Raw genomic sequence first — 13,777 nt, forward strand, 5'->3', positions numbered from 1 at the left:
AATTGAACCAGATCCTGAAGGTAACGGTCAACGGAGAGCAAAAGGAACTCCGCAGAGCCTGGTGGGATCAAATTCGTGAATGGGAACGAACGCATCCCTTGAGCTATCAACAGGAGAAGGATGGTCCGATCAAGCCGCAACACGTCATCAAACGGCTTTATGAGCTGACGAAGGACCGTGATCCGATTGTGTCGACGGACGTAGGCCAGCACCAGATGTGGGCTGCGCAATATTTCAAGCTTGCGAAGCCGAATCGCTGGTTGACCTCTGGCGGACTCGGCACGATGGGGTTCGGATTTCCTGCAGCAATGGGGGCCCAAGCAGCGTTCAGAAATAGGTTGGTGTTGTGCATCGCCGGTGACGGCAGCCTTCAAATGAACATGCAGGAAATGGCCGCTGCCGTGGTCAGCAAGCTCCCAGTCAAGATTATCGTATTGAATAACCGCTTCCACGGGATGGTGCGCCAGTGGCAGGACCTCTTCTACGAAGGGCGCTATGCATCGAGCTATCTGGAGACAACGCCGGATTTCGTCAAGCTGGCTGAAGCCTATGGCGCAGTGGGGTTGCGTGCCACCAAGGTCGGCGATCTCGACAGTGTGCTCAAGGAAGCGATCGCGATCGACAAGCCAGTCATTGTCGATGTCCCAACTTATCCTTATGAAAACGTGTACCCAATGATCCCAGCCGGTGGTTGCAACCACCAGATGATCTTGGAGGATCCGCCGGAGTTGAAACAGAAGCAGAATGGTTCAGGTAAAGTGGCCCCGGAAGATAAAGATACGATTTTGACGGCATAGCTCTTCTCGGTCGCCTTGGTTTTCAAATATGGATTGAGATGGAACACATTATCTCCGTGACGGTCGAAAACAAGTTCGGTGTGTTGTCCCGTATTGCGGGGTTATTCAGCGGACGGGGATTCAATATCGAGAGTCTCTCGGTCGCACCGACGCTCGATCCGTCCATGTCGCAGATGACGATTGTCACGTCCGGCGACGATCGCATTGTCGAGCAGATCGTCAAGCAACTCAATAAACTGATCGACGTGATCAAAGTTGTGGATTTGAACGAGAGCGACTTCGTCTCGCGTGAGACCGCCCTCATCAAGGTGCACACGAGGCAGGAGGATCGCGCAGAGGCCTTGCGGATCGCCGACATTTTCCGCGCCAACGTCATTGACTCGACGCCGTCGACCTATACGATCGAGGTGACGGGCGATCCCAAGAAGATTGGAGCCATCATCAATCTGTTGCAGCCGCTCGGAATTAAGGAATTGACCAGGACAGGGCGCGTCGCTGTTGCGCGCGAGCCGCTGCGCCCTTCGTCGGCGCAACCGAAGAAAGTCGCCCGAGAATAGACGCTGGTCCCGTTCCACCATCCGTCTCAATGTAGCAACCGACTGTCTTACTCAGGAGAACGTTATGAAGATTTATTATGACAAGGATGCGGATATTCAACAGATCAAGAACAAAAAGGTAGCGGTCATCGGCTACGGGAGCCAGGGCCATGCTCATGCGCTGAACATGAAAGAAAGCGGCGTATCGGTGGTGATCGGGTTGCGCGAAGGAAGTTCATGGCGCAAGGCTGAACAGAGCGGGTTGAAGGTCATGCCGGTCGCCGATGCGGTGAAGGCTTCGGATGTTATCATGATCCTTGCCCCGGACGAAGCGCAGGCGGCGATCTATCGACAGGACGTGGCTCCGAATCTTAAATCGGGGTCTTATCTTGCCTTCGGACACGGGTTCAATATCCATTTCGGTCAGATTGTGCCCCCATCGACGGTCAACGTGTTCATGGCGGCTCCCAAGGGGCCCGGGCACTTGGTGCGTTCGGAATATACGAAGGGGAGCGGCGTACCCTGTTTGTTGGCGATCCACCAGGATCCGAGTGGAACGACCAAGCAGGTGGGATTGGCTTATGCCAGCGCCATCGGCGGTGGACGGGCCGGCATTATCGAAACGAATTTTCGAGAAGAGACTGAAACTGATCTTTTCGGTGAGCAAGCCGTATTGTGCGGTGGGCTCACGTCGCTTATTCAAGCCGGGTATGAAACTCTTGTCGAAGCGGGCTATTCACCTGAGATGGCTTATTTCGAGTGTCTCCACGAGGTCAAACTCATCGTGGATTTGATCTATCAAGGCGGAATCGCGAACATGCGTTATTCGATCAGCACGACGGCAAAATATGGCGATGTCACGCGCGGACCTCGGGTTGTCACCGAGCAGACCAAGCAGGAGATGAAAAAGATTCTCGCGGAGATACAGCAGGGACAGTTTGCCAAGGAATGGGTGCTGGAGAATCAAGCCAACCGACCTGTCTACAATGCCCTCTTAGCCAAGGGCGAAGCCCATCCGATCGAGGAGGTCGGTGCGCGACTGCGGGCTATGATGCCATGGCTGAAGAAGGATCAGCTCGTTGATAAGAATAAAAACTGACAACCGAGGAATCTGTGGCTGATCGCGCCGTCGGCGTTCCGGTTGCTAAAGAGGGAATTCCCTTCATCGGAGTCGCTGCCGGCGTTACACTGCTGGCTGGATGGTTGGAATGGACCGTGGCTGTGTGCGCGGGTGGCCTGCTGACCCTCTTCGTCGCTTGGTTTTTCCGAAACCCGCACCGGGTGATTCCACAAGGTACCAATGTGGTGGTTGCACCAGGGGATGGGAAGGTCATCGCCATCGAAGAGGAATTCGAGCCCCGCTACCTCAAAGACAAGAGTGTTAGAGTAACGATCTTTTTGAACGTGTTTGACGTCCACATCAACCGGATGCCGTGCGAAGGGGTTGTCGAAGATGTACAATATCAGCCCGGGTTGTTCCTGGTTGCCAGCAAGCCCGAGGCGACGATCAAGAACGAACAAAACGCTGTAATGATTAAATCGGTAACGGGTGCTAAGGTGCTGTGCGTACAGGTGGCCGGTTTGATTGCGAGGCGGATCGTTTGTTGGGTTGCGCCGCGGGAGAAGGCGGTCAGGGGAGAGCGGTTCGGGTTAATACGATTTGGTTCGCGAATGGACACGTTTCTTCCGGCAGGTGCCGGTATCAAGGTAGCTGTTGGTGACCGTGTGAAAGGTGGAGAAACCATTGTGGGGGAATTGCCATGAGAACAACAGGAGGGTTGCGACAATCCTTCGCTAGAGGCGGGAAGCGGCACAGGGCCGCCATGCATGTTATCCCAAATCTTTTTACGACGGGGAACTTGTTCTGCGGCGTTTTCTCTATCCTGTCGGTGTTCAATGCCAACTACATGGCTGCAGCCGTTGCGATTCTCGTCGCTATGATCTTCGACGTTCTGGATGGTAAATCGGCTCGTTTGACGAACAGCACCAGCCATTTCGGCTTGGAGTACGACTCGCTTTCCGATGTGGTTTCGTTCGGGGTTGCTCCGGGACTTCTGCTCTATTCGTGGGCCCTTAGCGGTCAGGGGACATTCGGGGTCGCCGTCATGTTCGCCTACGTCGCGATGGGCGCGGTGAGGCTTGCTCGGTTCAATTCCACCGTCGCGGTTTCAGACGGTAAGTATTTCACAGGGCTGGCAATTCCTGCTGCGGCCGGGGTCGTTGCCTCAATGGTCATTTTCGACCACTACATCGTTCGTGTTGGAGCCGAAATCAAGCCGGTCGTGGTCTTGATCATCACGTTGGTTCTCTCGTTTTTGATGGTCAGTACCATCAAGTATCGGAGCTTCAAGGACCTCAAGTTTCGCGGCGGGAAGCACATCACCTACTTGGTGTGGGGAATCCTTGGCGTCGTCATGGTGGCAGCCTGGCCGCAGGTTATGTTATTTGTGATCTTTGCTGGGTATGCGCTGATGGGCCCGGTTGAACGGTTGATAGGGATATTCGCGAAACTGGTAGGGAGACAGGCCCAGGCTAAGAGAGACTCATCGGCACTCGAACAGAAATCGTAACAGCTACGACGAGGAGTAGTAGGCGGTAAAGTCTAGAAATTAAGAGAGCTGGTGGTTGGTGCGAACCAGTCTAGAGCCCGCTGAACTCGCCTCCGAGCCAGAATCCATGAAACGAGAGTAATGGATTCCGAGTGGCCCTCGTAAAGGGCTGAATGAAGGGTGGTGAATGGCCGATGTGATTGGCCGTTCAGCACTGAACCAGGGTGGTACCACGAAGTGCTTCGAGCCTTCGTCCCTGATCGTAGAGACGGGGTCGAAGGCTTTCGTGTTTTTAGAGAGGGAAGAGAGGTGATGCGATGACACGCATGGTCAGAATTTTCGACACTACCTTGCGCGATGGCGAACAGTCACCAGGTGCAAGTATGAACGTCGAAGAAAAGGTGATGGTTGCGAAACAACTGGCAAGGCTCGGCGTGGATATCATCGAAGCAGGGTTTGCCTACAGCTCTCCGGGAGATTTTGAGGCGGTTAGACGTATCGCTCAGGAGGTGGAAGGCCCGACGATTTGCAGCTTGGCACGGGCCCGTCCCGAAGATATAGATCGGGCTTGGGATGCCTTGAAAGGCGCGCCGAAGGTTCGTATTCACACATTCCTTTCTACTTCTGACATCCATTTGAAACATCAGTTTCGGATGACGCGAGAAGAGGCCAAGAAGCGCGCGGTCGAAATGGTCCAACGGGCCAAGGGCTATGTCGAAGATGTCGAGTTTTCACCGATGGATGCCAGTCGATCGGATCCTGCCTATCTGTATGAAGTGATCGAGGCGGTGATTGCCGCCGGAGCCGGAACTGTGAATATCCCGGATACGGTCGGTTACGCAATTCCGCAAGAATTCGGCAAGCTCATCCGAGGAATACGAGAAAACGTGCCCAATAGTTCCCGTGCCGTGATCTCCGTCCATTGCCATAACGACTTGGGCCTTGCAGTGGCGAACAGTCTGGCGGCTGTGATGGAAGGGGCAGGCCAGGTCGAATGTACGATCAACGGGATCGGCGAACGGGCCGGCAACACGTCCTTAGAAGAGATCGTCATGGGGTTGCGGACACGAAAAGACCTCTTTCACGCTGATACCAAGGTCAACACTGAAGAGATTTCTAAAACGAGTCGCTTGGTCAGCAAGATTACGGGGATGGTGGTGCAGCCGAATAAGGCGATCGTCGGGGCGAACGCCTTTGCCCACGCCTCCGGGATCCATCAAGACGGACTGCTCAAGGATAAGACGACCTATGAAATCATGCGGCCGGAGTCGGTGGGGTTGGTTGAAAGCAAGATGGTGATGGGGAAGCTTTCTGGCCGACATGCGTTTCGCCAGCGACTTGAGGAATTGGGGTACAAGCTCACGGACGGAGAAGTGAACCATGCCTTCGAGAGGTTTAAGAAACTGGCGGATCAGAAGAAAGAGATCTATGAAGAAGATCTCGAGGTGATTGTGTCGGAAGAATTATCCAAGATGGCAGATCGTATCCGCTTGAAATCCTTTCACGTCCAAAGCGGAACAGATCAGAAGCCGACTGCTACGGTCGAGCTTGAAATTGACGGAAAGTCCATCAGTCAGACCGGGACCGGTGACGGTCCGGTAGATGCCGTATATCGGACCATCGCGTCGATCACGCAAACCAAGAGCAAGCTTCTGATGTACGTCGTGAAGGCGATCACAGGAGGAACTGATGCTCAAGGTGAGGTTTCAGTCAGAGTCCAAGAAGATGGGCGGACTGTGTCGGGACATGGGGCCGACACCGATATCATTACGGCCTCCGCGCGCGCTTACTTGAGCGCCTTAAACAAGTTGGCGTACTTGGCGGCAAAGCAGGCCCAAGGCGAACAGAAGGTAAACTTGATTTAGCGGGCTTAGCCACTGTAGAGTCAACAATTCTTATCGACTGCCAGGCACATGGAAAAAGGATGTTCCCGTGTTCAAGGTCACCGCAGCGGACCGCCCAGTGTTTCTGGCTGGGGACCACACCCGTCTTCGCGAGATCTTTCATCCAGCCAAGCACCAGCTGAAACTGGGCTATAGCCTTGCACATGGGACGTTAGGCCAGGGCCAGCGGTCTAAGTGGCATGTGTTGGCCTCGTCGGAGGTCTATTACTTCATCGCGGGACAGGGTCGATTCATGATCGAAGAGGAAGTCGTTTCGGTCGAAGCCGGGACCACATTGTATGTGCCTCCGGGCATGAAGCAGTCGCTGGAGAACACCGGTACGGGAACGATCGAATTCTTATGTATCGTCGATCCGGCGTGGAAGATGGATGATGAGCAGGTGTTGGAGTAAAGCCGAAGGAGTCACTAGGTGAAGGCGAAGATTGCAGTGTTGGCAGGCGATGGAGTGGGACGGGAGATCGTTCCGGAAGCGGTCAAGGTCTTGAAAGTCATCGGCGAGAAATTCGGACATCAGTTCGAATTTTCCGCGGGGGATATCGGTGGCCAGGCCATCGACAAAGTCGGTGTTCCGTTGCCGCAAGACACATTGACGCTAGCCAAACAAAGTGATGCAGTGCTATTGGGGGCCGTGGGGGGACCAAAATGGGAAGGCCTCGAATACGGATTGAGACCGGAACGAGCACTTCTGGGAATTCGCGAAGCCCTCGGATTGTACGCCAATCTGCGGCCAGCCAAACTTTATCCGAGCCTTGCTGATGCGTCGACCTTGAAGCGTGAGGTAGTGGATGGGATCGATATCCTTGTCGTGCGCGAGCTTACGGGCGGCATCTACTTCGGGAAGCCAAAAGGTATCGAAAAGATGCCGAATGGCGAAGAGCGTGGTTTTAACACTGAGGTCTATACGAGCGGAGAGATCCGCCGGATCGCCGTCGTTGCCTTTGAAGCAGCGAGAAAGCGGAAGAAGAAAGTCACTTCTGTAGACAAGGCTAATGTGTTGGAGTCGTCCGAGCTCTGGCGAAGGGTCATGATCGAGGTGCAGAAGGGATATCCTGATGTCGCGTTGAGCCATATTTATGTCGATAATGCCGCGATGCAGTTGGTCCGCAATCCGAGGCAGTTCGACGTGATGGTCTGCAATAATATGTTCGGCGACATTCTGAGCGACGAGGCAGCGATGCTGACCGGGTCGATCGGCATGTTGCCGTCCGCCAGTATTGGGGCCAATATCGGGCTATTCGAGCCGATCCACGGCAGTGCTCCCGACATCGCAGGGAAGAACATCGCCAATCCCATTGCGACCATTGCTTCCGCGGCAATGCTCTTGTCGTATGCCTTCAAACTCGATACAGAAGCGGAGGCAATCGAAAAAGCCATTGTGAAGGCCTTGGATCTTGGCTATCGCACGAAGGACATCCAAAGCCCCGGGGCTCGGTTGGTGGGGACGACTGAAATGGGAGAAGCCATCATCAGGAATTTAGGCTAGGCGTTCAGGACGATGACGTCATCGATCGATCTCAAAACAGGAACGATTCGCACGGTTGCAGGAAACGGCGAGAGTGGTTTCAAGGGCGACGGCGGATTCGCGACGAAGGCTTCGCTCAACGAGCCAAAAGCGGTAACGGTTGACGGCCAAGGAAATCTGATTATTGCTGATTCGGAAAATCATGTCGTGCGAAAAGTCGATCGAGCAACTCACATAATTAGCACTATTGCAGGATGTGCAGATGCCGCAGACCCTCATCGTGAAGGTGTAAAGCCTTCTACCGAGCTGGAGGCCGGCAGCGAGGATCCGTTCGCCGATGCCGGAACGATGGGGGAACGGGGCTTTGCCCAGCAGACGGATTTAAGCGGGACAGTGCGCTATGTGGTCAATGGTGGTGGTATAGCCAAGCGGTTTGGCGGTGACGGCGGGCCGGCTGATCGAGCGGTGCTCAACTTCCCTTCTGCCATCGCTGTTGATAGGGCGGGTCATCTGTACATTGCCGACACGATGAACCATCGGATCCGCCGTGTGGAGGCTGGAACAAATATCATCTCAACCGTTGCCGGTATCGGTCAGCCCCGATATGGGGGAGATGGTGGGCTTGCGGTCTCAGCTGGTTTGAATGAACCATCCGCCCTTGCAGTCGATGGAAGATCTTCAACCCTGTATATCGCCGATCAAAGCAACAATCGGGTCCGAGCGATCGACTTGTCCACAGGGGTGATAAGCACGGTCGCCGGTACCGGAGCAGCCGAATATAATGGTGACGGGATGCCGGCCCTGGAAGCCTCTCTCGCAGGTCCAAGTGGGTTGGCGGTCGGCGCAGACGATACCCTCTATATCGCCGATACGTTCAATGGTCGCATTCGGGCGGTTGATCCCTCGACGAGGGTGATTCGCACGGTCGTGGGGGACGGGGGAATGTATCGCTATCAGGGGGCTGTGGAGCCTCCCTCATCAAGCGTATCGAGGCCTGCTGCGATCGCAGTGGATTCCGAGGGGAATTTGTTTATGACCGATTCAGACAATCATCTCGTCAGACGTTGGGACCGTCAGAGCGGCCGGGTGGATCGATTGGCGGGAGTCGGTATCGCAAATTTTGGAGGTGATGGAGGCACAGCGCTCGAGGCCAGTTTGAATTTCCCGTTTGGCATTACAGAGCGGAGTGGGCATCTCTTCATTGCGGATACGTTCAACCATCGAATTCGTGAAATCATATTATAGGTCGTCTCGCATGCAGAAAAACAAATCGGGATACGTCGTGGCTATCCTGGGTGCCACCGGAGCAGTGGGAAAAGAAACACTGGAAATTCTTGAGGAACGGAAGTTCCCGCTGAATTCGCTGCGGCTCTTCGCTTCTAAACGATCGGCCGGCGAGTTGTTGGCCTGCCAGGGCAAGGAATGGAGAGTCGAGGAACTCACAGCGGATTCTGCATTTTCCGGGGTGGACATCGCCTTGATTTCGGCAACCGATGCCATCAGCAGGGAGTATGGCCAGCGGTTGGGGGCTGCCGGCGTCATCGTGATCGATGACAGCGGCGTTTTCCGCATGGAAGATGACGTGCCTCTGGTTGTGCCTGAGGTGAATGCTCATGCGTTGAGCTCAATGTCCCGCGGTATCGTGGCAATTCCCAACTGTACGACGACGCCCCTGGTTATGGCGCTCAAGCCTTTGCATGATGCGGTTGGAGTGAAGCGGGTGGTTGTCACGACCTTCCAGTCCGTGTCGGGAACGGGAGCAGCGGCGATGGATGAACTCATGACACAAACCAAAGATTTGATGGCGTTCCGCGATGCGAAGGCGGAAGTATACCCCTATCAGATTGCTTTCAATTTATTGCCGCACATCGGTTCGTTCAACGACGGGGGCGAGTGCTCGGAGGAAGTAAAGATCGCTAAGGAGACCAGAAAGATCCTTGGTGCGTCGTCTCTGCGCGTGACAGCGACGACGGTTCGGGTTCCGGTGTTGCGTTGCCATTCAGAGGCCATCAACGTCGAGTTGGCACAGCCGCTCAAGGCCAACGAAGCCCGTGCCGCTTTGGCGGCGATGCCCGGCGTCATCGTCTACGACGATCCAAGCAAGAAACTGTACCCCATGCCGTTGGATGTCACAGGAAAAGACGAAGTGTATGTGGGACGCGTGCGGGAGGATGAGTCAATCGCCAACGGCCTAAATCTATGGGTGGTCTCCGACAACCTCCGCAAAGGGGCTGCGCTCAACGCGGTTCAAATTGCCGAGTGTCTGGTGAAAGGCTGATGACAGAGTGGGGAACACTGGGAAAATTCTTCATTGTAATCGGCGCGATCATCGCGGTCCTGGGCACTTTGCTGATATTGGTCGACCGGGTTCCTGGAGCCGGGAATCTTCTGAGTTGGGTTGGTAAGCTTCCCGGTGATATCTCCATCAAACGTGAAAATTTCAGGTTTTTCTTTCCTCTGGGTACCAGCATTGTCCTCAGTATCGCTCTGAGTCTGCTATTCTATTTACTATCATGGTTTTTCCGTCGCTGACCTCTGTACGGCTCTTGGTGGGATTGTGTATCGCGATCTCGCTATGCCTCGGTAGCGGCCCACAACGGGCCGAAGGGGCGCAGTCGATTCGCGTCCTCCTGGCTTCGGATGTTCATAAGATGCAGGTGCGAGCGGATGGAGCTGTGTGGCTGACAGACTCAAGCCGGCAAGGGCGTGCCATTCAACCGGTTATCCGCATCACACCATACGCGAAGGGATTCAAGGTCAACGGGGTTCGCATGGTGCATGAGCGGCTGACGATGAGGACGGGCTCGCAAGAAATGACCTTGCTGTTGACAAAGTCGAGCGCAAAGATCGAAGGAACCGCAAAGCCGGTTACCGATCAGCGAGTTGCCATACCGGTCAGCGGATTGGTGCATGTTATCAGAAAAGGGCAGGGGTTCCTGATCATCAATCAAGTTGATTTGGAAGAGTATGTCAAGGGTGTAGTTCCCTCAGAAGTCAAATCGAATTGGCATCCGGAAATGTTGAAGGCTCAAGCGGTCGCCGCACGCACCTATGCGCTGTATCAGCAGATGCTGAGTGCCGCCAGGGAGTATGACGTATCGGCAACAGTGCAGGACCAGGTTTATAAGGGGAAGAATGGGGTTGATGCAGCCGTAGAGCGGGCCGTGGATGAAACCAGAGGGCTTGTACTGACCTATCAGGGCGCGCCAATCTATGCGGCCTTTTCCTCCACTGCGGCAGGATTGACGGAAGATGCGGTAAACGTGTGGTCGAAGGAGTATCCCTACTTGAAAGGGGTGGAGTGTCCGTTCGATCTCGAATCACCCTATTATCAGTGGAAAGTATCTTTCCGGATGGAGACGCTGGAAAAGAATCTTCGTCAGCAGGGGATTTCCGTCGGAACTATCACAGCGATCACGCCCGTGACATTCAGCCGTGGAGGACGGGTGGCCACACTCCGGCTCGTGCACTCCGAAGGCGAACTAATCTTGCGCGGAGAAGAGTTGCGCAAAGCAGTGGGGTATTCAACGGTACCGAGCACGCAGTTCACCATCGAAACCGTCGGCCGCGACGTTGTGTTGTCTGGCTATGGTGCAGGTCATGCCGTCGGTATGTGTCAGTGGGGTGCGAAGGAATTGGCTGAGCTGGGCTATCCCTTCTCCACTATTCTATCGTACTACTATCCCGGCACGGAACTACAGGACATGGCGCTGACGAAACCGCCTACCCCTCCAACTTCTTGATGCAGCGGTCCGAATTCAACTTCCCTTTCGACCCCTCACTCATTGCCGCTGAGCCGGTGCTTCCACGTGACCATGCCAGACTCATGATCTTGAGTCGTTCGAGCCGCTCGTGCATCCACAAACGTGTTGCAGAGCTTCCTGATCTCTTGAGAAAGGGGGATTTACTTATCGTAAACGATACGAAGGTCCGAGCTGCCAGGGTTAGTGCACGGAGGCGGCCGTCCGGAACGCCGGTTGATGTTCTGTTTGTAAAGGAGATTGGCGAGCGTACTTGGGAAGTCCTGATGAAGGGGAAGTGGCGCCCCGGAAACATTATCGAGGTCGATTCCAAAACAACCCTCCGAGTTGAAGCCCGAGAAGAGAGTCGAACTATTGTGCGGATCGAAGGAACTGTCCCATCCTTAGAATTCTTCATGACGCATGGGCAAATGCCCTTGCCTCCCTATATCAAACGGAATCCGACGGAACGGGACCGAACCTGGTATCAAACGGTATTTGCCCGCGAGGAAGGTGCGATTGCGGCACCGACAGCCGGGCTTCATTTCACTCCTGAGTTGCTGGCTCGATTGGCGGAACGAGGCGTCGGGTTATCGCGGGTGACGTTGCATGTTGGGATCGGAACATTCAAGCCGGTTACGGTTGATTGCATCGAAGATCACCGGATGGCCGCCGAATGGGTGGATATCGAGGACGAAACCGTTCGGGCAATAGAACGTGCCAGAAAAGCGGGAAGCAGGGTGATTGCGATCGGTACCACTGTCGTACGTGCCCTGGAAAGTGCGACTGACGGGCGTGGTTGCGTAAACCCGTATCGAGGGGAAACGAACTTGTTCATTAAGCCCGGCTATGTGTTTCGCACGGCCGATGCGTTGTTGACAAACTTTCATCTGCCGGAGACGACATTGCTGATGTTGGTTTCGGCCTTTGTCGGTGTCGAATCCCTCAGAAGCGCCTACGAAGAAGCGGTGCGTGAACGGTACAGGTTTTATAGCTACGGCGATGCGATGTTGATCCTATAGGATGGACAGGAGACCAAAGGACAAATAGACCTCCTACTTCCCGCTCGTGGCAGATTTCTATAACAACTCGCGTCGGATGTTGATGGGGATCGTGGCCTTCAGAGATTGCGTATAGGCCTGCAACGCACGTTGCTGTTTTTGTAGCAGCACGTCCTGAATGGCCCGAGTTTTGGCAGTAGCGGCCTTCGCCGGATCAGGATCTGCCTGACGCAACAGTAGGGATTCGGCCTCAGCGAGTTCATCCGGAGTCAGCGCCACAGCGTTGCTGACCACCATGCGGGCTTTATTGCCCAGGAGTTCCTTCGCCTCCATCGCCTCAAAAGCGGCAGGAGTAAGGTGGTTCGCCGCTAGCAGACGTTGATACTGTTCCGGATCAAAGGTCCCGTTCTTCTGGAATTCCGGGACTTGCACGATCAACTCCCGCAGATCTTCTTCGGAGACCGTCAAGCCCATATTCTCTGCGGCAATAAGCCATACTTTGTTATCAACAAGTTGTTCGATGACGTATTGCTTGATCGTTTCGTCTTTGAATTCTCCTGGAACTTTGTCCTTGTAAAATCGGTAGGTATTTTCGTAAGCACGTTTAAATTCGTCTTGGGAAACCGTCAATTCTCCTACCGATGCGACAACCGTTCCTGTTTGTTCTCCGAATCCCCACCAGCCCATGCCAACAATGAATGTAACAGCGATGAATCCTATGGTGATGGCCAGGAACCAGGGATACTTTTCATTCGCAAAACGCAATACCTTAATCATGGTAGCAACTCCCTCTTGTTGATGCGGAGCGTAATTGTACCGAGAGATGAGACTCATGGCAATGTGCCGTTGAGCCATAGAAATGGCCGATTGTAGCAGTACTCATGCGATTGTAAGAATCGTTTGGTCGAAGAACGGTGATTCGTTTGTACCAGGTCCTCGAATTTGTTATACTTTGCAACGAATTATAAGGAGATCCTTTGACAGAGCAGTTTGGGGTTAATCCATTGGGTGTCGGGATCTACCCCAAGGCACAAGTACTCAACCGATTCATCGCCAAGCTGATCGACTTGTTTCTTGCGGCCGCGGCGGCGGAAATAATTGTCCCTGTTGGATTCCTTGTCGGGTTGGCGTATCTCCTCGTTGCTGATGGGTTTGCAGGCGGGCGGAGCATCGGGAAACGGCTGATCGGCTTGCAAACGGTTCTCCCGGAAACACGTGAGCCGGCAGGGTTTCGGGAATCCATTATTCGAAACATTCCTTTTGCGTTCGCACAGCTGACTTTTGCGGTGCCATATGTCGGGCCCTATCTAGGCTGGTTAGTATCAGCAGTGGTAGTTGGGTTTGAAGCCGTATTGATCATTGGAAATGAACAGGGCCGTCGCCTCGGCGACGAACTCGCAGGGACCCAGGTGCTAGATATCGGCCGTCTAGCCGTTCCAGATTAATCGTGTAACCTCATTCAGCGTCAATCTGGCGACTGGCGGAATGAAATTGAGCAGAAGGGAGATCACGAGTGGGATTTTCGAGTGATATCTTCGGCTGGTTCTCGAACGATCTGGCGATCGATTTAGGCACCGCCACGACGCTCGTCTATGTCCATGGCAAGGGGATCGTGCTGAACGAACCTTCCGTTGTGGCTGTAGAAAAGAAAACCGAGAAGGTTCTCGCTGTCGGGGCTGATGCCAAAAAGATGTTGGGTCGTACGCCTGGAAACATAGTTGCTGTCAGGCCGATGAAGGAAGGCGTGATCGCCGACTTCATCGGCCTGACAGCAACTATGTTTCCAGG

General features: G+C 54.3%; 16 protein-coding genes and 1 other annotated feature. Of the genes, 15 read left to right on the forward strand and 1 reads right to left on the reverse strand.

Going from position 1 to position 13,777, the window contains the following annotated elements:
* The 13 genes from ACWVCN_RS12525 to queA all read left to right on the forward strand — a co-directional run.
* Window positions 1-797 (forward strand): thiamine pyrophosphate-dependent enzyme (locus ACWVCN_RS12525; RefSeq protein WP_455246141.1); only part of this gene is annotated, 797 nt, incomplete at its 5' end.
* 38 nt (window positions 798-835) lie between these two features.
* Window positions 836-1,354 (forward strand): acetolactate synthase small subunit, encoded by a 519-nt coding sequence (ilvN, locus tag ACWVCN_RS12530; RefSeq protein WP_455246142.1) that lies wholly within the window; start codon window positions 836-838, stop codon window positions 1,352-1,354.
* 64 nt (window positions 1,355-1,418) lie between these two features.
* Window positions 1,419-2,432: a ketol-acid reductoisomerase gene (gene ilvC, locus ACWVCN_RS12535; RefSeq protein WP_455246143.1), complete on the forward strand. Its 1,014-nt coding sequence runs from the start codon at window positions 1,419-1,421 to the stop codon at window positions 2,430-2,432.
* Window positions 2,433-2,446: 14 nt separating this feature from the next.
* Entirely contained in the window at window positions 2,447-3,097 is a 651-nt protein-coding gene (locus tag ACWVCN_RS12540; protein WP_455246144.1) for a phosphatidylserine decarboxylase family protein, read from the forward strand.
* On the forward strand, window positions 3,094-3,903 hold the full coding sequence (gene pssA / locus ACWVCN_RS12545) for a CDP-diacylglycerol--serine O-phosphatidyltransferase (protein ID WP_455246145.1): 810 nt from the start codon (window positions 3,094-3,096) through the stop codon (window positions 3,901-3,903). Before ACWVCN_RS12540 ends, pssA begins: the two co-directional genes overlap by 4 nt.
* Window positions 3,900-4,143: a binding site (T-box leader), on the forward strand. (Overlaps the previous gene by 4 nt.)
* 56 nt (window positions 4,144-4,199) lie before the next feature.
* Complete coding sequence (locus ACWVCN_RS12550; protein ID WP_455246146.1) at window positions 4,200-5,747, forward strand: 2-isopropylmalate synthase; 1,548 nt, start codon at window positions 4,200-4,202, stop codon at window positions 5,745-5,747.
* Between the two features lie 67 nt (window positions 5,748-5,814).
* A complete protein-coding gene (locus ACWVCN_RS12555) occupies window positions 5,815-6,177 on the forward strand; it encodes a cupin domain-containing protein (protein WP_455246147.1) in 363 nt (120 codons plus the stop codon).
* 18 nt (window positions 6,178-6,195) lie between these two features.
* Complete coding sequence (gene leuB / locus ACWVCN_RS12560; RefSeq protein WP_455246148.1) at window positions 6,196-7,269, forward strand: 3-isopropylmalate dehydrogenase; 1,074 nt, start codon at window positions 6,196-6,198, stop codon at window positions 7,267-7,269.
* 12 nt (window positions 7,270-7,281) lie between these two features.
* The gene (locus ACWVCN_RS12565) at window positions 7,282-8,493 is read left to right on the forward strand and encodes a hypothetical protein (protein WP_455246150.1); all 1,212 of its coding nucleotides are present in this window, start codon (window positions 7,282-7,284) and stop codon (window positions 8,491-8,493) included.
* Window positions 8,494-8,503: 10 nt separating this feature from the next.
* On the forward strand, window positions 8,504-9,526 hold the full coding sequence (locus ACWVCN_RS12570; protein ID WP_455246151.1) for an aspartate-semialdehyde dehydrogenase: 1,023 nt from the start codon (window positions 8,504-8,506) through the stop codon (window positions 9,524-9,526).
* Complete coding sequence (locus ACWVCN_RS12575; protein WP_455246152.1) at window positions 9,526-9,780, forward strand: DUF2905 domain-containing protein; 255 nt, start codon at window positions 9,526-9,528, stop codon at window positions 9,778-9,780. The genes ACWVCN_RS12570 and ACWVCN_RS12575 overlap by 1 nt, the downstream gene beginning before the upstream one ends.
* Window positions 9,781-9,797: 17 nt before the next feature.
* Entirely contained in the window at window positions 9,798-10,991 is a 1,194-nt protein-coding gene (locus tag ACWVCN_RS12580; RefSeq protein ID WP_455246153.1) for a SpoIID/LytB domain-containing protein, read from the forward strand.
* Complete coding sequence (gene queA / locus ACWVCN_RS12585; protein ID WP_455246155.1) at window positions 10,991-12,010, forward strand: tRNA preQ1(34) S-adenosylmethionine ribosyltransferase-isomerase QueA; 1,020 nt, start codon at window positions 10,991-10,993, stop codon at window positions 12,008-12,010. The genes ACWVCN_RS12580 and queA overlap by 1 nt, the downstream gene beginning before the upstream one ends.
* Window positions 12,011-12,067: 57 nt before the next feature.
* Here queA and ACWVCN_RS12590 read toward each other — a convergent pair whose 3' ends face one another.
* A complete protein-coding gene (locus ACWVCN_RS12590; RefSeq protein ID WP_455246156.1) occupies window positions 12,068-12,766 on the reverse strand; it encodes a SurA N-terminal domain-containing protein in 699 nt (232 codons plus the stop codon).
* 200 nt (window positions 12,767-12,966) lie between these two features.
* On the opposite strand from ACWVCN_RS12590, the gene ACWVCN_RS12595 reads away from it, so the two are divergent.
* Window positions 12,967-13,434 carry an RDD family protein gene (locus tag ACWVCN_RS12595; protein WP_455246157.1) on the forward strand — a complete coding sequence of 156 codons (468 nt, stop codon included), beginning with the start codon at window positions 12,967-12,969 and terminating at the stop codon, window positions 13,432-13,434.
* A gap of 68 nt (window positions 13,435-13,502) precedes the next feature.
* The coding region (locus tag ACWVCN_RS12600) for a rod shape-determining protein (RefSeq protein WP_455246158.1) at window positions 13,503-13,777 on the forward strand (275 nt) is incomplete at its 3' end.

Source organism: Petrachloros mirabilis, from assembly GCF_975968855.1.